The organism is Nitrobacter sp. 62-13 (assembly GCF_001896955.1).
In the GTDB taxonomy this organism is placed as follows: domain Bacteria; phylum Pseudomonadota; class Alphaproteobacteria; order Rhizobiales; family Xanthobacteraceae; genus Nitrobacter.
On the sequence record NZ_MKRN01000042.1, the window covers coordinates 1 to 22014 of the forward strand.

Below are 22014 nucleotides of genomic sequence, written 5' to 3' on the forward strand. Positions count from 1 at the left end.
CGAGCATCTCGAAGAAGGTGTGGTGGCGCGCGGTGTAGCCGACATTGTCGAGGTCGTTGTGCTTGCCGCCGGCGCGCACGCATTTCTGCGAGGTGGTGGCGCGCTGATAGGGCCGCTTCTCGACGCCCGTGAAGACGTTCTTGAACTGCACCATGCCGGCGTTAGTGAACATCAACGTCGGATCGTTGCGCGGAACCAGCGGCGACGAGGGCACGATCTCGTGGCCGTTGGCCGCGAAGTAGTTCAGGAAGGCCGACCTGATGTCGTTAACGCCGCTCATTGTGTTCCATCGTGTCAAAAAGGGCTCGCGGCCCTGAGCGCGTATTCCGCAAAATGGGTATCGGTTTTGCGATCAGAAATACGCCAGTTAACAGTCGCATGTTGTCCAGCGACCGCTTTTAGACGGGGGTGGCCGGGCTGTCCAGAAAGTGCGCAGGAGGATCAGAGACTTGGCCGGTCCAAATAACATCCGTTGAAAATGCTGCATCTGCGTTGACAGCCTTGTTGAAGGCGTGTTTTCGTCCTATCTGTTTTGAAGTCGCGCCGGGAGAGATCGGCCGTTTCCTGAAATGGAGGCAGGCCGGCGCCGAAGGAGCAACCGCCCCGGAAACTCTCAGGCAAACGGACCGCGCGACTCGTTGACATCTGGAAAGAGGCTCTCGATCGTATGCGGTCAGGGCCCGCCGACGGGATAATACTCTCAGGCACAGCGACAGATGGGGTTTCTACGGGTTTTCAGGGAATCGTCCCTTTCAACCGCAAGGACCCCTGATGGCGACGCACGTCTCCGAAGCGCCGACCCTGCGAAAAACGCCCCTGCACGCCCTGCACCTGGCGCGCGGCGGGAAGATGGTGCCGTTCGCGGGCTATGACATGCCGGTGCAGTACGCCGCCGGCGTGCTGAAGGAACATCTCCACACCCGCGCCGCCGCCGGCCTGTTCGACGTCTCGCATATGGGCCAGATCGCACTGCGGCCCAAGTCCGGAAAGATCGAGGACGCCGCGCTCGCGCTGGAACGGCTGATGCCGCAGGACGTCGTGGCGATCGCCCCGGGACGGCAGCGCTACGCCCAATTCACCAATGCAGCCGGCGGCCTGCTCGACGACCTGATGGTGGCCAATTTCGGCGACCACCTGTTTCTGGTGGTCAACGGCGCTTGCAAGGCTGCCGACGAGGCGCATCTGCGCAAACATCTCGCCGACGCCTGCTCCATCGACATGCTGACCGACCGCGCACTGGTCGCGCTGCAGGGGCCGAAAGCGGCGTCCGCGCTGGCGAGGATCTGTCCTGAAGCGCCGGCGATGAAGTTCATGGATGCCGGCCCTCAACAGGTTGACGGCATCAGTTGCTTCGTCTCGCGTTCCGGCTACACCGGCGAAGACGGCTTCGAAATCTCGATTCCCGCGGCGCGGGCTGAAGCGGTGGTGTCCCGGCTGCTGGACAATCCCGACGTGATGCCTATCGGCCTCGGCGCCCGCGACAGCCTGCGGCTCGAGGCCGGACTCTGCCTGTACGGCCACGACATCGACACCACGACAACGCCAGTCGAAGCCGCGCTGGAATGGTCGGTGCAGAAAAGCCGTCGCAGCGGCGGCGCGCGCGCCGGCGGTTTCCCCGGAGCCGACGTGATCCTTTCCCAGCTCGAGCAAGGCGCGTCCCGCCGCCTTATCGGGCTTCTGCCGGAAGGCCGTGCCCCGGTGCGCGAAGGCGCGCAACTGTTTGCCGACACGAATTCCGCCGATCCGATCGGCGCCGTGACCTCGGGCGGCTTCGGGCCGAGCCTGAACGCGCCGGTCGCGATGGGTTATCTGCCGGCCTCGCACGCCGCCGTCGGCAGTCTGGTCTTTGCCGACGTGCGCGGACAGCGGCTGCCGCTGCGGGTGTCCGCGATGCCTTTCGTTCCACATAATTACAAGCGTTGAGGATTTGTCATGACCGTTTTGTATACTACCGATCACGAGTGGCTCCGTATCGAGGGCGATACGGCGACCATCGGCATCACCGATCATGCGCAGTCGCAGCTTGGCGACGTCGTGTTCGTCGAACTTCCGAAAGTCGGACGTCAGTTGAAGAAGGCCGAACCCGCGGCGGTCGTGGAGTCGGTCAAGGCGGCCTCGGATGTTTACGCGCCGATCACGGGCGAAGTTCTCGAAGTCAACGACACGCTCAGTTCTGAACCGGCGCTGATCAATTCAGATGCTGCCGGCAAGGCCTGGATTTTCAAGCTGAAGATCGCCGACAAGAGCGAACTCGGCGGCCTGATGAATGAGGCCGCCTACAAGGCGCACACCGCGTGAGCTTTTTTCGTCAAGCCCGGCCATGACGCAAGCCGTTCAATTTTTGCATCGAGGAGCATTTCGATGACCGTCCGTGAAGAGCCCGCCACCACCTTCGCGCACCGCCATATCGGCCCGTCGCCGCGCGATATCGACGCGATGCTGGGCACCGTCGGCGCAAAGAGCCTGGCAGCGCTGATCGACGAGGCGCTGCCTCCCGCGATCCGGCAGAGCGCGCCGCTCGATCTCGGCGAAGGCTTGAGCGAAGGCCTGAGCGAAGTCGAAGTGCTGGCGCACATGCGGGAACTCGCCGCGGGAAACCAGGCCTTCACTTCGCTGATCGGACAAGGTTATTCCGGCACGATCCTGCCGACGGTGATCCAGCGCAATATCCTGGAAAATCCGGCGTGGTATACGGCGTACACGCCCTATCAGGCGGAAATCAGCCAGGGACGGCTGGAAGCGCTGTTCAATTTCCAGACCATGATCTGCGACCTCACCGGACTCGACGTCGCCAACGCCTCGCTGCTCGACGAGGCGACCGCGGTGGCTGAAGCGATGGCGCTGGCCGAGCGCGCGTCGACGGTGAAAACGAAAGCGTTCTTCGTCGATCACGAAGTGCATCCGCAGACGCTGGCGGTGCTGCGCACCCGCGCTGAACCTCTCGGCTGGACGCTCATCACCGGCGATCCGCTGCACGATCTCGACAAAGCGGACGTGTTCGGCGCGGTACTGCAATATCCCGGCACGTCCGGAGCGGTGCGCGATCTGCGTCCGGCCATCGCCGCCATCAAGGCCAAGGGCGGCCTCGCAGTGATCGCGGCCGACCTGCTGGCGCTGACGCTGCTGGCCTCGCCCGGCGAGCTCGGCGCCGACGTTGCAGTCGGATCGGCGCAGCGTTTCGGCGTGCCGATGGGCTATGGCGGGCCGCACGCGGCCTACATGGCGGTGCGCGACGCGCTGAAGCGATTGCTGCCCGGCCGCATCGTCGGCCTCTCCGTGGATTCGCGCGGAGCACCGGCCTATCGACTCGCCCTGCAGACCCGCGAGCAGCACATCCGCCGCGAGAAGGCCACCTCCAACATCTGCACCGCGCAGGTGCTGCTGGCGGCAATTTCCTCGATGTATGCGGTCTATCACGGTCCCGCGGGGCTGGCGCAGATCGCGCGCACCGTACATCGGCATACCGCGACGCTGGCGGCCGGCCTGACGCGGCTCGGCTTCGCGCCGCTCAACGGCGCAGCCTTCGATACGCTGATCGTGAAGGCGGACGACCGACAGGACGAGATCGTCATCCGTGCGCTCAGCCAGGGCATCAACCTGCGGATCAATGCCGACGGCACGCTCGGCATCGCGCTCGACGAGCTCACCACGCCGGAGATCGTCGAAGCGGTGTGGCGGGCGTTTGGCGGCGCGTTGTCCTATGCCGACGTCGAACCACACGCTTCCGAACTGCTGCCTGCCGAACTCGGGCGCAGGACATCCTATCTGACCCATCCGGTGTTTCACGCGCACCGCTCCGAAACCGAGATGCTGCGCTACATGCGAAAGCTCAGCGACCGCGATCTCGCGCTCGATCGCGCGATGATTCCGCTCGGGTCCTGCACGATGAAGCTCAACGCCACCACGGAAATGATTCCGCTGACGTGGCCGGCATTCGCAAGCCTGCATCCGTTCGCGCCGTCCGAGCAGGCGGAGGGCTATTACGCGCTGTTCGAACAACTCGAACGATGGCTGCTCGACATCACCGGCTACGATGCGATCTCGCTGCAACCGAACTCCGGCGCGCAGGGCGAATATGCCGGGCTTCTGGCGATCCGCGGCTATCACGCGGCGCGCGGCGACAGCAACCGCACGGTGTGCCTGATCCCCTCCTCCGCGCACGGCACCAATCCCGCCTCCGCCAATATGGCCGGCATGGAGGTCGTGGTGGTGGCATGCGATGCGCGTGGCGACGTCGATGTCGACGATCTCAGGACCAAAGCGGCGCAGCACGCCGATCGCCTCGCTGCGATCATGATCACCTATCCCTCGACGCACGGCGTGTTCGAAGAGCGCATCCGCGACATCTGCGACATCGTGCACGGCCATGGCGGTCAGGTTTATCTCGACGGCGCCAATATGAACGCACAAGTCGGGCTGTCGCGGCCCGGCGATTACGGCGCCGACGTCAGCCACCTCAACCTGCACAAGACCTTCTGCATTCCTCATGGCGGCGGCGGCCCCGGCATGGGCCCGATCGGCGTGAAAGCGCATCTCGCGCCCTTCCTTCCCGGCCATCCCGCAACCGATGGCGCAACACCCTCCGCGGTCGGACCGGTCTCGGCCGCGCCGTTCGGCTCGGCCTCGATCCTGACCATCTCCTACATCTACATTTTGATGATGGGCAGCGAAGGCCTGACTCGGGCGACCGAAGTCGCGATCCTCAACGCCAACTATATTGCGCAGCGCCTCGATCCGCACTTTCCGGTACTTTACCGCAACGTGAAGGGCCGCGTCGCGCATGAATGCATCATCGATCCCCGCGCGCTGAAAGCCAAAACCGGCGTCACCGTCGACGATATCGCCAAACGGCTGATCGACTATGGCTTCCATGCCCCGACCATGAGTTTTCCGGTGCCGGGAACGCTGATGATCGAGCCGACCGAATCGGAGACGAAAGCGGAGCTCGATCGATTCGGCGACGCCATGATCGCGATCCGGAACGAGATCGCCGAGATCGAGGCCGGACGCTGGAGTGTCGAGGCCTCGCCACTGCGCCACGCGCCGCATACGGTGCACGATATCGCCGAGGATAACTGGTCGCGGCCCTACAGCCGGGCCCAGGGCTGCTTCCCGGCCGACACATCGCGCTCGGATAAATACTGGTCGCCAGTCGGACGAGTCGACAACGCCTACGGCGATCGCAATCTTGTCTGTTCCTGTCCGCCGCTGGAAGATTACGCCGAGGCCGCGGAGTAATCGTCGCTATCCAAGATTCGAAGGCCTCGCTTCTGATGGAAATCAGAAGCGAGGCTCTGCGTTTTTGAATTGACGCGTTTTCTTCAGGCGAACCAGCGCCCAACCTCGGGTCAAACCCAGGACATGCTTCGCTCGAACCGTTCGAGCTGAAAATGAAGCGACATCGTCCGCGAAAGCAGACGATGCAGTAACCGAAGCGCGCCCGGCCGGCGGCGAGCCCAATATGATTTACCGGGTACTCCGCTTTCGCGGATCACGGCCGCTCTCGCGCTTCACCTGCGCTTGCAAAAAACTTTCCGGTCGACCACGGAGTGGGAGCAAAGCCGTTGCGCGCTCGGGATGTCCTGTTTGGGTATCGGTTGAGGGTAATCAAAAACAAAAACGGACGCTGGGGATGTCGGCAACTCAACATCCACAGCGCCCGTTTACTTCCGAGAGGCGCGAGACGCTTCCGCAAAGGATTCCCGTCTTTGCGGATCGCACCGTACCCGGGCTGCATGAGCCCGCGTCCCGGAAATGACCCAGCCGACCAGCCTCAGTCCTCGGCCGGCTCCTCATCGTCATCATCACGCTCGGGGCTGCCGGCCAGAATCTGCTCGGCGATAAGTCCCGAATTCTGCCGGATCGCCATTTCGACCTTGGCAGTGATGTCGGGATTGGCCCGTAAAAACGCCTTCGCGTTCTCGCGTCCCTGCCCCATGCGCTGGCTGTCATAGGAGAACCAGGCGCCGGATTTTTCGACGATGCCTGCCTTGACGCCGAGATCGAGGATCTCTCCCATTTTGGAGATGCCCTCACCGTACATGATGTCGAACTCGACCTGCTTGAAGGGCGGCGCGAGCTTGTTCTTCACCACCTTGACGCGGGTCTGGTTGCCGACGACCTCGTCACGCTCCTTGATCGCGCCGATGCGGCGAATGTCGAGGCGCACGGAGGCATAGAATTTCAGCGCGTTGCCGCCGGTGGTGGTTTCCGGCGAGCCGTACATCACCCCGATCTTCATGCGGATCTGGTTGATGAAGATCACCATGGTGTTGGACTTGTTGATGGAGGCGGTGAGCTTGCGCAGGGCCTGGCTCATCAACCGCGCCTGCAGTCCGGGCAGCGCGTCGCCCATTTCGCCCTCAAGCTCGGCGCGCGGCACCAGCGCCGCAACCGAATCGATGATCAGCACGTCCACCGCGCCGGAGCGCACTAGCGTATCGGCGATTTCGAGCGCTTGTTCGCCGTGATCGGGCTGCGAGATCAGGAGGTCGTCGACATTGACGCCCAGCTTACGGGCATAGACCGGATCGAGCGCGTGCTCGGCGTCGATGAAGGCGCAGATACCGCCCTTTTTTTGCGCCTCGGCAACCGCATGCAGCGCCAGCGTGGTCTTGCCCGAGGACTCCGGACCGTAGACCTCCACGATGCGTCCCTTGGGCAGGCCGCCGACGCCGAGCGCGATGTCGAGCCCGAGCGAACCCGAGGAAATCACCTCGACGTCCATCGACTTGTCGTTCTTGCCGAGCTTCATCACCGAGCCCTTGCCGAACTGACGCTCGATCTGGGAGAGCGCGGCGGACAGGGCTTTCGACTTATCCATGGAGGATCCTTCGACGATACGCAGGGCAGCTTGGGACATGGGCCGGGCTCCTTATGAACGGGATTCGCAGACGGGACAACGAACGGCGCCGTTGGGATATGATGGAACTAATGTACCCTATTTGTTCTCGGTTCGCAATATGTTCTTTTCGTGCGGGGAGTACCGTCCGTATTTGAAGCCCAAGCGTCCTAAGTTGACGGAGTGATTGTCCTAATTACGTTTGGGAAATGAATGAGACCGAGCGCGCACAAGACGAAAAATCACGTCTAGCACTTGGCGTCGTCCTGACGATCTTCGTGTTCTTCCTGACGGAGTTGGTCTTTATTGGCCGCTACGACAACGGGTTTCTCTGGGGGCTGATACCAGCGGCATGTGTTGGCGCATCAGTCGGCTGGCTCGCCTACCGATCTTTATGGTTCGGCATCGCCCTCGGTATCGTTTTTGAAATACTGTTTTCCCTTATTTAAAAGGGCCGCTTCAACGGGCGGCCTCTTTCATTTCAAAAGTCGTTGCCGTCATCGCGCTCGGATAATAATCGAATTGCCGTTGATGCTGCTTGGTCGTGTGTGCATGTGGCAAGTGTGTCCCGCGGTCCCAAACCCAGATTGCAGCGTTCCGAATTCGCTTCAGTCATAATTCTTCTTGTTACCGCTTTCGTCGTGGGTCTGTACGGTACACAGCGTCGGCGTCAGGGTTTGCAGCATCTTGGCATCTCGGGCCGGCATGCCAAACGGATTCATGAAAGTGATATCGCTATTGGCTCGGGCGAGCGTTTTGAGTTTGAAAAAGAATTGGTGCCATTCGCCCCACCTGATCTTGATTTCCGAGTCCTTGAAATTCTGGTTTGTCGCATTGTGAACCGTAAGGGTTACTTCCGTCGTTTCGGGAGCAACCGTTTTCAAATCCCATTTCACGAATTTGAACATGTCCGGCGAACCGCCCGCGCAGGGAACTTCGGCCAGGGCCAGATTTGGTAAAGCTGCGGCAAAGACAAGCGCGAGACAAGTTTTCATCACTTCCTCTTTTAACCCGCAGGGACGTCGGCGGTAAGCGTGACGCGGGTCGCAGGTCGGTTAGCCATTGCCAGCCGGTATGGACCGCCGTTGTCGCCCGTGCGGCCCGCGCCGTGCCCGCACACACATCGGGTGTGGGATTCTCCTAATTTAATCTTAAGACTCTGGTGTCAACCTACCGTCATGAGGATGATTTTCGCATTGGCAATCGCGCTGGTTGTGATCAACCAGTGGGATCAGAATTACAACAACGGGACATTGACCCGTGCCGGCTTCTCGTTGGCAAGAGCGCTCGGCCACTCGTTCGGCATTTATATATAGAGCGGCTGCCAAGTCAGATTTCAGGTCGGCAACGATCGAACCTCGCGGGTGCCCTATCCGCTTTGTGACATCCATCACAGCGATGAAGATCGGCGCGTCGTACTCCTGCCACCGTTGATCACGAGGGGATGGTCCCCTCCTTCAAACAGGAGAGAGACATGAACATCGAAATGCGCGAACTGAACGACACCGATCTCGAGACAGTTGCCGGCGGTATGGACTGCCGGACTGCGATTGCCGTGAGCAAGATTTACATTTCGGTCGGCGACATCCTGAACTCGCTGGGGAACTCAGCAGGAGCTGCCGGTTTCTACGGTCAGGCGACCGGCGTCCTGCAGGGCGCCTGCCCCGCTTAAAAGATGCGACTCAAGCGGGTCGCTGCACGAGAACAATGCGAGTCCCTTGTCGCGATAGCGACGGGGACGAAGCATGGCGCCGGGCTACAGCCAGGATCAAGCCGAACCAGCTCTCGTTACGACACTACATTTCGAGCGGAGCTTGCCGGCCGGATCGTCCGAGAGCGGATCAATGCACGGTCATCCAGGCCCGCGCGTCGCGCTGCGCCGCGACGATCTCAGCCTCGGACATCAATGCGGCAACTTCCCGGCGCATCGCGACCGCGTCGGTGTGACCCTTGAGCGCCGCAAGGTTGAACCATTTATGCGCGGCCACAAGGTCGACCAGACCGGCCCGGCCGCTCGCCCAATACAAGCCACGTTCGAACAGAATATTCTGAATGGTGTCGCCCCTCACCGGCGCGGCTGTGTCGAAATCGATATGCCCCTGAAACATCCCTCTGTTCCTTTTTATAACCGCCCTGTTTCGAGCGCGGCCCCATCCACTTGTTGTCGCCCCGCTGGTCCTGACCGCCGTTCGCCGGCGTGCCGTCCAGACGCGCAGACCATGGCGGTAAAATTTGAAGAGCAGTTTAAGCGTCGCGATGAATCGAACGTGAACGCTCCGTATGGGGACAATATACGGAAGGAAAAAAGCCCTTATTTTACCGGGACTTTCGTGGTTTCACGGAATTCGGTTTACCGTCGTGCTTGGCAAACCGGTAACCATCGCCACAGCCGGCCGTACCCGAGGCAAGGCGCCGAGCGGGTAACGCCGTGAAAGCCGCGATCGCGGCATCGAATCCAAAAAATGATGGGAAACGGCACCACCGGGGCTGAGCCACGCCGGCGGCAGGACGAGGGCGTCGGTGAACACGTCAGGACCAACTCTCACCGCAGCCGAGGCCGCTGGTGACTGCGGACATTTGAGATCCGCATCGAACGAAGACCGCCGATGAAGTCCATCGTGATCTTCCTTCGGACCGGTTGTCACGGGACTCCCGGGACAGACGATCCGACCGTTTGACCTGATGTCTCGCCGACACCCTCTCTCGTCGATCGGAGCCTGGATTGAAAATCTGCTCTTGGAAACAAACTCTCTTCGGCTCCTGCGACGTCGCCGGCGTCTGCCGGCGATTCCACAACGCGAGATTACTTCTTCTTCTTGGCGACCTTGCGGGTCTTCTTCGCAGTCTTCTTCACTGCGCTCTTCGCCTTCTTGACCTTCTTCGCCTTTGCCTTCTTCGCCTTCTTGGCCATGTTGCCCTCCAGGGTTAGTGAGATGGCTTAGTCGCTGCGTGCACCCGGGAATCGAAATGCACATCCTTCGAATACACCAACACATTGAAAAAAACAGTGTCCCACTTAAGGAAGTGTTGACGGACCAATGCCCTCGCAGTGACGACGCGTTTCAGGATGATGCACGGATTCAGCGACGAACGGCGCAAGTAATCCGCTAAAAACCTGCATCGGCGAATGTCAATATTTCAGGAAGCGGCTGTGCCGCAGCAGCATTCTGCATTTCGAAATATGGTGACAGTCGCGCGTGATACACGGCGCCGAGTCGCCGTGCCGGTGAAGATCGTCACAGCACGGACTCCGAGTCGCAACTTTTGGCAACAAAAATATTTTCACGGAAATCCCGGAAGCTGCCATTCGGTGCTCGTGAAGGTGCGCTTTTTGCGAATCGTCAAATCCGATTCGCAAAACCAAACCAGCTATCGTGAACCCCATTGCAGCGTGATGTCGGCGCATCACGCACGCACCCGCGACTGCAATTTCAACGCGCAAACGGAGCGCGGCATCGCCCGACGTCTCGCTCCGCATCCCGCCTCCTTCGGACAATGCGGGCCACGCGCCAGACCAGCACGCATCGCATCGTCGCGCCATGCCGACAGACTGACACACATGCAGACACGCACGGCATTGAAGCGCCGATCGACGGCAACCGGGCGGATGACGGCTACTGACTACAGACCGAGCTTGGTCTTGAGCAGATCATTCACGGCTTGCGGGTTCGCCTTGCCGCCTGATGCCTTCATCACCTGACCGACGAACCAGCCGATCATCTGCGGCTTGTCGCGAACCTGCGCGGCCTTGTCGGGATTAGCGGCGACAATATCGTCGACCGCCTTCTCGATCGCACCCATGTCGGTGACCTGCTTCATCCCGCGCGCTTCAACCAGCGCCCGCGGGTCGCCGCCTTCGGTCCAGACGATCTCGAACAGATCCTTGGCGATCTTGCCGGAAATGGTCCCCTCGCCGATCAGGTCGACGATCGCGGCGAGCTGCGATGCCGATACCGGCGACTCCGCGATGCTCCGGCTTTCCTTGTTAAGCCGTCCGAATAGTTCGTTGATCACCCAGTTGGCGGCCAGCTTTCCGTCGCGGCGCGCGTTCGCAAGCCCCGCCAGCACCGCCTCATAGAAGTTGGCGCTCTCATGTTCGCCGACCAGCACGGCGGCGTCATATGGCGTCAGGCCGAAGTCACCGATGAAGCGCGTCTTCTTCTGATCGGGCAATTCCGGCAGGTCGGCCTTCAGCGCCTCGACGAAGTCTTGCGAAAATTCCAGCGGCAGCAGGTCGGGGTCCGGGAAATAGCGATAGTCGTGCGCCTCTTCCTTGGAGCGCATCGCGCGGGTCTCGCCCTTGTCGGGATCGAACAGGCGGGTTTCCTGGTCGATGCTGCCGCCGTCCTCAAGGATGCCGATCTGGCGTCGCGCCTCGTGTTCGATCGCCTGACCGATGAAGCGGATGGAGTTGACGTTCTTGATCTCGCAGCGGGTGCCGAACGGTTCGCCGGGCCGGCGCACCGAGACGTTGACGTCGGCGCGCAGGCTGCCCTTCTCCATGTCACCGTCGCAGGTGCCGAGATAGCGCAGGATCGTCCGCAGCTTCGTCACATAGGCCCTGGCCTGCTCCGACGAACGCATGTCGGGCTTGGAGACGATTTCCATCAGCGCCACGCCGGAGCGGTTCAGGTCGATCGCGCTCATGTCGGCGTGCTGGTCGTGCAGCGACTTGCCGGCGTCCTGTTCGAGATGCAGCCGCTCGATTCCGACCGTGATGCTCGCGCCATCGGCCAGGTCGACCACCACCTCGCCCTCGCCGACGATCGGCGACTTGTACTGGCTGATCTGATAACCCTGCGGCAGGTCGGGATAGAAATAGTTCTTGCGGTCGAACACCGAGCGCAGGTTGATCCGGGCGTTCAGTCCCAATCCGGTCCGCACCGCCTGACGAACGCATTCCTCGTTGATGACCGGCAGCATTCCGGGCATCGCCGCATCGACCAGCGAGACGTGGCTGTTGGGCTCGCCGCCGAAGGCGGTCGACGCGCCGGAGAACAGCTTTGCGTTGGATGTGACCTGGGCGTGGACTTCGAGCCCGATCACCATCTCCCACTCGCCGGTGGCGCCCTTGATCAGGTTCGATGGTTTGACAGGTGCGTTCATGCGCGGCTTTTACCCCGGAGACTGCGACGGGAAAACCCCCGCCCGGATCAATTAAGTCGGGCCGCTTGCGTTCGCTCACATGCTGCCGGCAAACGCGCGGAAGGTGGGACTCGCCCGCAACGCATCGCGCCCGGCGGCGATCACGTCGTCGACCTGCTGCGGCGGCAAATGGAAGCGGGTCGGAACGGTCTCCAGGCGCGCGGCGCGCGTGGGATCGAGTTGATCGAAGCCGATCCGTCCGACGAACAATTTCAAATCGTGACAATTCCAGCCCGGGCGCGCGCCGTAACGGGCGCGGTCGGCCGCCGACAGGCCGCAGCGCCAGCGGATCAGCGCCGCCTGCCAGTCGCCCATGGTTCGCTCGAAGGCGGTATAGCCGGCGCCGACGCTGGCATCGATCGCGGTGTCCGCCGCCGCCTTCACCAGGTCGACGCCGCTCGGGCCTTCCACGGTGTTGATCCAGTTGCCGGCGACGCCGGTCTTTGCGTCGATCACCAGAAACAATGCGCGGCGAATTTTGACGGCTTGACTGGGCGACAGCGGTTCATAGGGCGTGCTCGCCGACAGCCGCGCGATGGTGAAGCCGGACAAGCCGTAATTGTCGACCAGCCCGCCGTCGAGCAGCTTGATGTAGGGGATTTCGCCGTCGTGATAGCGGCTGACCGCTTTTGCAAACGCGCTCAGCATCGGAGGCGCGTTGCGGTTGTCGCGCGCTTTCACGATCCAGGCCGGCAGCGGATCCTTGCACCGGCCCGGAAAGGTCTGGATCACCACCGGCGCGAACGCAACGGGCACCGCGGCCGACGCCGCCACCGCGTTCGCCAGCGGATAGGATCCGAGGTCGCTGCACATCGCGCTGAACGCGGTCACGCCGAAAACAAACGGCGTGCGATTGTAGATGTCTGAAGCGTTGATCCAGACCCGCGGACGCACCGTCCTTCGAAGATCGGCGAAGGTCGCGCCATGAAACAGATTGGCATCGAGCCAGCGCGGCAAACCGCTGGCATCATTGATGCCGCCGGCAAATGCCTTGCCGAGCGTGGCAAGATTGAGGTCGGTCTGCAGACCCTCCTCCGCGTTGCGCAGCAGAAATCTTTCGCGGAAGTCGGCAAGGGCCGCGCGCTTTCGCAACCCGAAATACGCCGCGGTAACCGAGCCACCCGACACGCCGGAAATGAAATCGATGCGATCGAGCATCGACACGCCGCCGCCGCCGCGCGCCGGTATTTGCGCCAATTCTTCCAGCACGCCGAACGAAAAGGCTGCCGCCCGCGTTCCGCCCCCTGAAAACGACAGGCCGACCAGATCGTCGTCGGCGGCCGTCCGCTCCTCGAAGTTTTCGTGAAGCTGGCCCGCGAGATCGGCGCTGCTGCCCGGCTGGTTGACCGGCGCATTCTGGATCGACGCGCAACCGAGCAGTATCGCGCACAATCCGATGATGACAAATGCTGAACGCATGATCGTGCAATCGCCCCTGCCGATATCGCTGCCCGATGCACATGGCCGGACAGTCCGCCCGTGACGAACGGCCTCTGCCCGACGCGTCTAGCCGCTCGCGCCGGCCAGCAACTCCGCGACGATCTGGTTCCACTCGTCCTCGGACGAACTTTTCGCAAACGGCTTGTCCGCGCGGCGATACCAGTAGGCGGCATTGCTGATCTCGCGTCCATCGAGCCGATGCAAATAAGCGTGCACCCAGGCGGCCTCCGTGCCCAGCTTGTTTTGCACGGTGACGTGCGCCTTGTTCCAGTCGCCCTTGGCGGCCCACCACAACGCGGCAAGCGGGGCCGAAACGCCCTGCGGCGGCTCCGCGCTCGTCAGGCTGGCCTTGAAAGCATCCGGTGTCACCACCACACCTCCGGCGTAAAATGTCCTGCCGCCTGCTCCACGATCTCGCCAAGCGAGAGGAGCGTCTCCTCGTCGAACGGACGGCCGATCAGTTGCAGTCCGAGCGGCAGGCCGTGAGCGTCCCTGCCCGCAGGCACGGCAATACCCGGCAGTCCAGCCATGTTCGCCGTCACCGTGAAGACGTCGTTGAGATACATCTCGATCGGATCGGAGCCGGCTTTCTCGCCAATTCCGAAGGCGGCGGTCGGCGTCGCGGGAGTCAGGATTGCATCGACGCCCGCCGCATAGCAATCCTCGAAGTCCTTCTTGATCAAGGTGCGAACCTTTTGTGCGCGAAGGTAATAGGCGTCGTAATAACCTGCGGACAGGACATAGGTGCCGATCATGATACGACGGCGGACCTCCGCGCCAAAGCCTTTGGCGCGCGTATTCTCGTACATTTCGACAATGTTGCGACCCTCGGCGCGTGCGCCGTAACGAACGCCGTCGTAGCGCGCGAGGTTTGACGACGCCTCGGCGGGCGCCACGATGTAATAGGCGGGCAGCGCGTATTTCGTATGCGGCAGCGAGACCTCGACCAGTTCGGCGCCCGCGGCTTTCAGCCACTCGGCGCCCTGCGTCCACAGCCTCTCGATCTCGGCGGGCATGCCCTCGAGCCGATATTCCCTGGGAAGGCCGATCTTCATCCCCTTCACGGATTTGCCGACCGCGGCTTCATAGTCCGGCACGTCACGATCGACTGAGGTCGTATCCTTCGGGTCGTGGCCGGCCATCGAACGCAGCAGGATGGCGGTGTCGCGCACGGTGCGCGCGATCGGCCCGGCCTGATCGAGCGACGACGCGAACGCGACGATGCCCCAGCGCGAGCAGCGTCCATAGGTCGGCTTGATGCCCACGGTACCGGTGAAGGCGGCAGGCTGACGGATCGAGCCGCCGGTGTCGGTCGCAGTCGCGCCAAGACACAGTCCGGCCGCCACAGCCGAGGCCGACCCGCCCGACGAACCGCCGGGGACCAGCTTCGCGTCCGACCCCTGTCGCCGCCATGGATTGAGCACCGGACCGAAGTGCGAGGTTTCGTTCGACGAGCCCATCGCGAATTCGTCGTTATTGAGTTTTCCGAGCATCACGGCGCCGTCGCGCCAGAGCCGCGATGTCACGGTGGATTCATAAGGCGGCTTGAAATCGTCGAGAATTTGCGAACATGCCGTGGTCCGCGTGCCTTCCGTCGCGAACAGGTCCTTGACGCCGAGCGGAATGCCATTGAGCGGCCCGCCCGCCCCCGCGGCAATCCGCGCGTCGGCCTCGCGTGCCATCGCTCTCGCCCGCTCCGGCGTCTCCTGCACATAGGCATTGAGCACGCGCGCCCGCTCGATCGCCGCGAGATGCGCGTCGGTCAGTTCAATCGCGGTGAACGACTTGGTCGCGAGACCATCACGGGCCTCGGCCAGCGTGAGCGACGTCAAATCCGTCATTTATCAACCGCGCTGCAAAAAAAAGGCGACAGCGTCCTGTCGTTTCGGGGGTCGGCGGCGCGAACCTTTTCTTCCGCCTGGAACTGCTCGAAGACGGCGTCCAATGCCTTGTCGGGATCCGCAGTCTCTCCCCGGCGCTTCAACGCATCGAGGTGATCCATATAGGTCCGATAGATCTTCTCATCGTTACACAGCAGACACATGGGCTCACAACCTGTTATTCGACGACCTTCGGCACCAGAAAGAAATGGTCATCCGTCACCGGCGCATTGGCGATAATCTTGTCGGCGATGTCGCCGTCGCTCACCACATCGGCCCGCTTTTTCATCGTCATCGGCATCACCGATGTCATCGGTTCGACGCCGTCGACATTCAATTCCTGCAACTGCTCGACGAATGCGAGGATCGCATTCAGTTCGACCTGAAGCGCAGGAACCTCGGCGTCGCTGATCGCGATCCGCGCGAGGTGTCCGATACGGCGGACGGTAGCGGCATCGACAGACATATTTTAAAGGCCTCGCAGGGATTTATTGTTCAGGTGTTGCCACCTGATAAGTCTTACGACCTATAGCAGACCCGGCTTTCGCGCTGCAACCGCGCCCTGTTCCTCCTACAACTTACAAGGCGCTCAACCGCTTCAACGCATCCCCCGCCAGCGCGCGCGTGAGTTCCGCCGCCGGCATCTCTCGGCCAAGACGAACCCCCTGTCCGGCCCAGAGGTTGGTGAAATCGGTCTTACCCTTCTTCTCGGCGGCCACCCTGAGCGGCGCGAAAGCCGCGGCCGCGTGCGGAAACGCCGGCGCATCCGGCGAGACCGGTCCCACTTCGCGCATCGCCCGGTTGGCTATCCCGCGCGCCGCGCGCCCGGTCATGACATTGGTGATGACGGTGGAGTCGTCGCCCGCGGCCGCGAGAGCAGCCCGACCCAATGCCGACGCCCTGGATTCAGGACAGCGAAGGTAGGCCGTGCCGATTTGCACGCCTGCCGCGCCAAGCGCGAACGCGGCAGCGATGCCTCGGCCATCGGCGACACCGCCGGCCGCGATGATCGGCACGCGCACCGCATCCGCCATTTGCGGCACCAGTGCGAAGAGGCCGGGCTGCGCCGCGATGTTGTCGGTCAGAAACATGCTGCGGTGACCGCCCGCCTCCGCGCCCTGCGCGATGACGGCATCAACGCCGTTTTCCTCAAGCCAGACCGCCTCGCGCACGATCGTGGCGCAACCGACCACGACAGCGCCGGTCGCTTTCACCCGATCGAGCAGCGGCTTGTCCGGCAGTCCGAAATGGAAGCTGACCACTTCCGGCTTCACCTCCTCGACGACGTCGCACATCGCCGCGTCGAACCGGGCGCGGCTCGCGGGCGCGGTCGGCGCCGACGGATCGAGGTCGCACTCTCTATAATAGGAGGCGAGCCTCATCCGCCATTGGGCGTCACGTTGTGGATCGGCGGCAACCGCGCGATGGGCAAAGAAATTCATGTTGACCGGCGCCTTGACCCGCTGCCGGACGATGCCGACCTGCTCGCGGGCCTTGTCTGGCGAGAGCATCGCGCACGGCAACGACCCCAACGCGCCGCCCTCGGCAGCACCGATAACGAGTTCGGTATCCATGATGCCGGCCATCGGGGCCTGAACGATGGGAAACTCGATGCCGAAAAGATCGATCAGTCTGCGGTCCGGCCACATGGTCTTCTCATTCGCGATAGGGTTATCGGTCTGCGCCTTAGCATACCGGCACACACGGCGGCTATCGATCGTCGGCCCGGCGCTTGAGCATTTTTTGCCATGCCTGTCGCGCGCATGTTATGCGAGACGATGCCCGCCACAGTCCTGCCATTGATCGAAGCCGCCATGCACTGGCCGCAACGCGGTGCCCTGGTCGGGCTCGACCTCGGCACCAAGACCATCGGCGTGGCGGTGTCCGATCCGGATCGTCGCCTCGCCACCGGCGTCGAGACCATTCAGCGCACGGCGTTTACCGCGGATGCGGCCCGGCTGCTGGCGATTTCGGGCGAACGCAGCGCCGTCGGTTTCGTGCTCGGGCTGCCGATCAACATGGACGGCAGCGAAGGGCCCCGCGTGCAGTCGACTCGCGCCTTCGCGCGCAATCTGGCGAAGCTCACCGATCTCGCCATCGGGTTGTGGGACGAGCGGCTGTCGACGGCCGCCGTCGAACGCGAGTTGATCGGTATGGACATGAGCCGCGCCAGGCGCGCCAAGGTCATCGACGAGCATGCCGCGATTTTCATCTTGCAGGGAGCGCTCGACCGGCTAGCGGCGCAGCGGCGGTCTTCCGGTCGGGACTGAGCGCGTGGCGGCGTCTCATGGGCGGAGCCTCATGAATGACCGGCGATCCACAACGTCTGCAGTGTCGCCGCGAGATTGTTGAGGCCATGCAGGATCACGGTCAGCAAAATCGAGCCGCTGCGATAGCGCAGGTAGCCGAACAGCAGTCCGATCGAGAAGACCTCGGCGAAGAAGAACGGGTCGTATTGCAGGTGCATCGCGGTCCACACCAGTGACGACAGCACGATGGCGCCGGCGGGCCGCAGGGCCGACTCCGACCATCCGCGATAGAGGAAGCCACGCGTCAGGAGCTCCTCGGTAACGGGCGCCACAACGCAGATTGCAATGACCAGCAGCCATAGCGCGCCTTCGGCCCGCGCTGAATTCAGCACATCCACCACGAATCCCGCCGAGGTCTCGTGTCCCATCGCATAGAACACACCTTCCCATCCCAACACGAGCGCGACCAGAGCGGCAATGCCGAGCAGCAGATGCCGCCACGAGATCCAGCGCAGCGCGAGATAGTCTGCGAGCGACACGCCGGAGAGCCGGATTGGGATCCACAGCGCCAGCAAGGCCATCGGCAGTCCCGCGACCACCGACAGCGCGACAGTCAGGCCGTCTCCGGCGTGTTCCGTGACCTTGTCGAAACTGAACGGCGCCGGATCGGTCAGAACGAAATAAGCCAGGACCGAAAGTTGCCCGGCAAACATCGCGACAAATACCGCGAGGCCCCACAGGCTGGTGCCGATGAATTTCCAGGCTTGCGGCGGGCGCGGTTGCGGAGGCATCGGCGGCGGCGCCACAATTGGGTACATGGACGCTTCAGTAGACGTCATCGACCTTCCCTTCGCCATTGCCGGCCTTGTGCGCGGTATCCACGTCTTGCAGCCTCGCAACACAAGGACGTGGATGGCCGGACAAGCCCGGCCCCGACGACCCTATACTCCGTTCTGAATCGTTGTCGGCGCTCACGGCAGCGCCCGCTCCAGCAGTCGCCGGCTGTCGTCGAGGGACAATTGGGCCGTCCCGAACATACGCCCGTGGTTGCCCCTGAGGCGCGTCGCCGCGAACAGCGCCGCCTGCTCCGGCGCGGTCCTGTTGAGCGCCGCAGCCGCGGCCAGTTGCGCCAGCGTCTCAACCGCCTGCCGCGCCGCCCGCTCGCCATCGGGCCGGCGGAAAGTGTTGGCAAGAAACGTCACGGCTTCCGCAGCGCCGGGCAGGCCTTTGGTATCAGCCACGAAGTCTTCGAGCACGGTCGCAGCCGCCTCCGGCTCGCGCGCCAGCACACGCAACACATCGAGGCACATCACGTTGCCGGAGCCTTCCCAGATCGCGTTGACCGGCGCTTCGCGATAGTGCCGCGCCAGAACGCCCTCCTCAACATAGCCGTTGCCGCCGAGGCACTCCATCGCCTCATACAGGAGGCCCGGCGCGCTCTTGCAGACCCAGTATTTCACCGCAGGCGTCAGAAGCCGCATCCACGCGGCCGCCTTCGCATCCGCCGGCGCTTCATCGAACGCCCGACACAACCGCATCACCAATGCCACCGACGCTTCCACATGCAACGCCATGTCCGACAGCACCGCCTGCATCAGCGGCTGATCGACCAGATGTTTCTGGAACACGCTGCGATGACGGGCGTGATGCAGCGCATGCGCCAGCCCGGAGCGCATCAAGCCCGCGGAGGCGATCGCGCAATCCTGCCGCGTCAACTGCACCATCTGGATGATGGTGCGGATGCCCTTGCCCTCCTCGCCGACGCGTTCGGCATAGGATTCGGTGAATTCCACCTCGGCAGAGGCGTTGGATCGATTGCCGAGCTTGTCCTTCAGCCGCTGAAAATGAATCGCGTTGACCGAGCCGTCGGGACGGAAGCGCGGCATGAAAAAGCACGTCAGCCCGCCATCGGCCTGCGCCAGCACCAGGAATGCATCGCACATCGGCGCCGACATGAACCATTTGTGGCCCGTGATGCGATACGTGTCACCGTTGCGCGCGGCCCGGGTCTGGTTGGCGCGCACGTCGGTGCCGCCCTGCTTCTCGGTCATGCCCATGCCGAGCGTCATGCCGTGCTTGCTCCACCATGGCGCAAACGACGGATCGTAGGCCCGGGTCGCGATCACGGGCATTGCCTTCGCCAGCACGTCCGGCTGCGCAGCGAGCGCCGCCACCGAGGCCCGGGTCATGGTGATCGGGCAGAGGTGTCCGGTCTCGACCTGCGCGGCCATGTAGAATTTTGCGGCCCGAACCACCTCCGCAACACCGCCGGCCGGCTTGCCGTCGACGGTCCAGGTGGAATTGTGGAGTCCGGCGCGGGCGCTGTGGGCCATCAGTTCGTGATAGGCCGGATGGAATTCCACTTCGTCGCGCCGGTTGCCGCGCGCATCGAACATCCGCAATTTCGGCGGATTCTCGTTGGCGAGGCGGCCGCGCGCGGCCATTGCCGCCGACCCCCAATGCCTGCCGAATCCGGACAGCTCGACCGCCGCGGCCTTTCCGCCGTTCGCAGCCACCGCCTCCGCCAGCGGGCGATCCAGCGCGAACAGATCAATATCCTCGAAAGGCGGCGACTGGTTGAACGCCTCATGGGTTCCGAAAGAGGCCTGTGTCATGCATCAACCTCCGCGAGCGCCGGGACCGTCCAAACCTTACGCCGGAACGGACGCGTTATCACAGCCGCTTTCCGTTTACCTTGAGCGAGCTTCACCGGGGGAAAACTCGCCCGAGCGCTATTCGACCTTGCTCCGCCCGGAAACTCTGCCTATAGCTCTGGCTTTAATGACATCGTCTCCGAAATCGAGCTTTGTCCTCGGACACCGGCATTTGCTGGGCATCGAGGGCCTTTCCGCCGCCGACATTACCGGACTGCTCGACCTTTCCGAAGAATATGTCGAACTGAACCGCCAGATCGACAAGAAGCGCACCTCGCTGCGCGGCCGCACCCAGATCAACCTTTTCTTCGAAGCCTCGACCCGAACCCAGTCCTCTTTCGAAATCGCGGGCAAGCGGCTCGGCGCCGACGTGATGAACATGTCGGTGTCGTCGATGTCGACCCGCAAGGGAGAGACGCTGGTCGACACCGCGATGACGCTCAACGCCATGCATCCGGACATCCTGGTGATGCGCCATTCCGCCTCGGGCGCGGTGGAGCTTCTGGCGCGCAAGGTCGACGGCTCCGTCATCAACGCCGGCGACGGCGCCCACGAGCATCCGACCCAGGCGCTGCTCGATGCGCTGACCATCCGTCGCAACAAGGGCCGTCTCGAAGGACTTCTGGTCGCGATCTGCGGCGACGTGCTGCATTCGCGCGTCGCGCGCTCCAACATCATCCTGCTCAACGCCATGGGTGCGCGCGTGCGCGTCGTCGCGCCTTCCACGCTGCTGCCTCCGGGCATCGAGCGCATGGGCGTCGAAGTCGCCCGCGACATGCGCGAGGGGCTGGACGGCGCCGATATTGTGATGATGCTCCGCCTGCAGCGCGAACGGATGAGCGGCTCGTTCGTGCCGTCGACGTCGGAGTATTTTCACTATTTCGGGCTCGATCAGAAAAAGCTCGCTTATGCGAAGCCCGACGCGCTGGTCATGCATCCGGGACCGATGAATCGCGGCGTCGAGATCGACTCCATCGTGGCGGACGGTGCGCAGTCGCTGATCCGCGAACAGGTTGAAATGGGCGTGGCGGTGCGGATGGCGGTGCTCGAAGCGCTGGCGAGGAACCTGCCGAATGCGTGAGGCCGCAACTTTCCCGTCATTCCGGGGACGGCCAAAGGCCGTAACCCGGAATCCGGGCGCAACGGCAATCCACTCATCTGGATTCCGGGTTCGCTTTGCTGCGCTCGCGCCCCGGGATGACGGCGAAGGTGTAACGTTATGGTGAGAGATCGCCGCCCCGTCCTGCTCGCCAACGCCCGCATCGTCGATCCTGCGCGCGACCTCGATGCCCCCGGCGACGTGCTGATCTCCGACGGCGTCGTTCGCGATGCGCGTCGCGGCATCGGCGCCGCCGGCGTGCCCGAAGGCACCGACGTCATCAACTGCGCCGGCAAGATCGTCGCGCCGGGCCTGATCGACATGCGCGCTTTCGTCGGCGAACCCGGCGCCGGCCATCGCGAAACCTTCGCGTCCGCGAGCCGCGCCGCCGCCGCCGGCGGTATCACCACCATCGTCTGCCAGCCCGATACCTCGCCGGTGATCGACAATTCCGCGACCGTCGATTTCGTGCTCCGTCGCGCACGGGATACCGCGATCGTCAACATTCATCCGATGGCGGCGCTGACCAAGGGGCTTGCCGGCAAGGAAATGACCGAAATCGGACTGCTGAAGGCGGCCGGCGCGGTTGCCTTCACCGACGGCGCGCGCAGCGTGATGAACGCTCAGGTGATGCGCCGCGCCCTGACTTATGCCCGCGACTTCGACGCCCTGATCGTCCATCACACCGAGGACACCCATCTGGTCG

The 22014-nt window shown here is 63.1% G+C and carries 21 protein-coding genes, 1 pseudogene and 1 riboswitch; of the genes and pseudogenes, 9 read left to right on the forward strand and 13 right to left on the reverse strand.

Going from position 1 to position 22014, the window contains the following annotated elements:
- On the reverse strand, positions 1-280 hold a 280-nt coding region (locus tag BGN91_RS04835), incomplete at its 3' end, for an alanine--tRNA ligase-related protein (protein WP_292611024.1).
- Positions 281-533: 253 nt separating this feature from the next.
- Positions 534-639: riboswitch (glycine riboswitch) on the forward strand.
- Between the two features lie 132 nt (positions 640-771).
- On the opposite strand from BGN91_RS04835, the gene gcvT reads away from it, so the two are divergent.
- The 3 genes from gcvT (at position 772) to gcvP (ending at position 5238) form a co-directional block, all read left to right on the forward strand.
- Positions 772-1923 carry a glycine cleavage system aminomethyltransferase GcvT gene (gcvT, locus tag BGN91_RS04840; RefSeq protein WP_292611026.1) on the forward strand — a complete coding sequence of 384 codons (1152 nt, stop codon included), beginning with the start codon at positions 772-774 and terminating at the stop codon, positions 1921-1923.
- A gap of 9 nt (positions 1924-1932) precedes the next feature.
- Positions 1933-2298, forward strand: coding sequence for a glycine cleavage system protein GcvH (gene gcvH / locus BGN91_RS04845; protein ID WP_292611028.1), 366 nt, complete (start codon positions 1933-1935; stop codon positions 2296-2298).
- Positions 2299-2361: 63 nt separating this feature from the next.
- A complete protein-coding gene (gcvP, locus tag BGN91_RS04850; protein ID WP_292611030.1) occupies positions 2362-5238 on the forward strand; it encodes an aminomethyl-transferring glycine dehydrogenase in 2877 nt (958 codons plus the stop codon).
- Positions 5239-5773: 535 nt separating this feature from the next.
- On the opposite strand, the gene recA is transcribed toward gcvP, so the two are convergent.
- Complete coding sequence (gene recA / locus BGN91_RS04855) at positions 5774-6862, reverse strand: recombinase RecA (protein ID WP_292611032.1); 1089 nt, start codon at positions 6860-6862, stop codon at positions 5774-5776.
- 188 nt (positions 6863-7050) lie between these two features.
- On the opposite strand from recA, the gene BGN91_RS04860 reads away from it, so the two are divergent.
- Complete coding sequence (locus tag BGN91_RS04860; protein ID WP_292611034.1) at positions 7051-7290, forward strand: hypothetical protein; 240 nt, start codon at positions 7051-7053, stop codon at positions 7288-7290.
- Positions 7291-7449: 159 nt separating this feature from the next.
- On the opposite strand, the gene BGN91_RS04865 is transcribed toward BGN91_RS04860, so the two are convergent.
- Positions 7450-7836: a hypothetical protein gene (locus BGN91_RS04865; RefSeq protein WP_292611036.1), complete on the reverse strand. Its 387-nt coding sequence runs from the start codon at positions 7834-7836 to the stop codon at positions 7450-7452.
- Positions 7837-8019: 183 nt separating this feature from the next.
- Here BGN91_RS04865 and BGN91_RS04870 point away from each other — a divergent pair, with 183 nt between their 5' ends.
- Positions 8020-8157 carry a hypothetical protein gene (locus tag BGN91_RS04870; protein WP_292611038.1) on the forward strand — a complete coding sequence of 46 codons (138 nt, stop codon included), beginning with the start codon at positions 8020-8022 and terminating at the stop codon, positions 8155-8157.
- A gap of 158 nt (positions 8158-8315) precedes the next feature.
- A complete protein-coding gene (locus tag BGN91_RS04875) occupies positions 8316-8513 on the forward strand; it encodes a hypothetical protein (protein WP_292611040.1) in 198 nt (65 codons plus the stop codon).
- Positions 8514-8682: 169 nt separating this feature from the next.
- Here BGN91_RS04875 and BGN91_RS04880 read toward each other — a convergent pair whose 3' ends face one another.
- From BGN91_RS04880 to BGN91_RS04915, 8 genes are all read right to left on the reverse strand, one after another.
- Positions 8683-8949, reverse strand: coding sequence for a hypothetical protein (locus BGN91_RS04880; protein WP_292611042.1), 267 nt, complete (start codon positions 8947-8949; stop codon positions 8683-8685).
- Positions 8950-10462: 1513 nt separating this feature from the next.
- Entirely contained in the window at positions 10463-11947 is a 1485-nt protein-coding gene (gene gatB / locus BGN91_RS04885) for an Asp-tRNA(Asn)/Glu-tRNA(Gln) amidotransferase subunit GatB (protein WP_292611044.1), read from the reverse strand.
- 75 nt (positions 11948-12022) lie between these two features.
- Positions 12023-13405: a patatin-like phospholipase family protein gene (locus BGN91_RS04890; protein WP_292611045.1), complete on the reverse strand. Its 1383-nt coding sequence runs from the start codon at positions 13403-13405 to the stop codon at positions 12023-12025.
- Between the two features lie 87 nt (positions 13406-13492).
- A complete protein-coding gene (locus tag BGN91_RS04895; protein WP_292611047.1) occupies positions 13493-13801 on the reverse strand; it encodes a hypothetical protein in 309 nt (102 codons plus the stop codon).
- Complete coding sequence (gene gatA, locus BGN91_RS04900; RefSeq protein ID WP_292611049.1) at positions 13792-15267, reverse strand: Asp-tRNA(Asn)/Glu-tRNA(Gln) amidotransferase subunit GatA; 1476 nt, start codon at positions 15265-15267, stop codon at positions 13792-13794. Before gatA ends, BGN91_RS04895 begins: the two co-directional genes overlap by 10 nt.
- Positions 15264-15470, reverse strand: coding sequence for a hypothetical protein (locus tag BGN91_RS04905; RefSeq protein ID WP_292611050.1), 207 nt, complete (start codon positions 15468-15470; stop codon positions 15264-15266). The genes gatA and BGN91_RS04905 overlap by 4 nt, the downstream gene beginning before the upstream one ends.
- A gap of 14 nt (positions 15471-15484) precedes the next feature.
- Entirely contained in the window at positions 15485-15772 is a 288-nt protein-coding gene (gatC, locus tag BGN91_RS04910) for an Asp-tRNA(Asn)/Glu-tRNA(Gln) amidotransferase subunit GatC (RefSeq protein WP_292611052.1), read from the reverse strand.
- A gap of 112 nt (positions 15773-15884) precedes the next feature.
- A complete protein-coding gene (locus BGN91_RS04915) occupies positions 15885-16955 on the reverse strand; it encodes a DUF561 domain-containing protein (RefSeq protein ID WP_292611053.1) in 1071 nt (356 codons plus the stop codon).
- Positions 16956-17084: 129 nt separating this feature from the next.
- On the opposite strand from BGN91_RS04915, the gene ruvX reads away from it, so the two are divergent.
- Positions 17085-17576 carry a Holliday junction resolvase RuvX gene (gene ruvX, locus BGN91_RS04920; protein ID WP_292611055.1) on the forward strand — a complete coding sequence of 164 codons (492 nt, stop codon included), beginning with the start codon at positions 17085-17087 and terminating at the stop codon, positions 17574-17576.
- 29 nt (positions 17577-17605) lie between these two features.
- On the opposite strand, the gene BGN91_RS04925 is transcribed toward ruvX, so the two are convergent.
- Complete coding sequence (locus BGN91_RS04925; protein WP_292611057.1) at positions 17606-18394, reverse strand: CPBP family intramembrane glutamic endopeptidase; 789 nt, start codon at positions 18392-18394, stop codon at positions 17606-17608.
- Between the two features lie 132 nt (positions 18395-18526).
- A complete protein-coding gene (locus BGN91_RS04930; protein WP_292611058.1) occupies positions 18527-20170 on the reverse strand; it encodes an acyl-CoA dehydrogenase family protein in 1644 nt (547 codons plus the stop codon).
- A 166-nt stretch (positions 20171-20336) separates the two neighbouring features.
- Between BGN91_RS04930 and BGN91_RS04935 the strand changes: the two genes are divergently transcribed.
- Both BGN91_RS04935 and BGN91_RS04940 read left to right on the forward strand, forming a co-directional pair.
- Positions 20337-21290 carry an aspartate carbamoyltransferase catalytic subunit gene (locus tag BGN91_RS04935; protein ID WP_292611059.1) on the forward strand — a complete coding sequence of 318 codons (954 nt, stop codon included), beginning with the start codon at positions 20337-20339 and terminating at the stop codon, positions 21288-21290.
- Positions 21291-21428: 138 nt separating this feature from the next.
- Positions 21429-22014, forward strand: a pseudogene (locus BGN91_RS04940) (dihydroorotase); the annotation flags it as partial.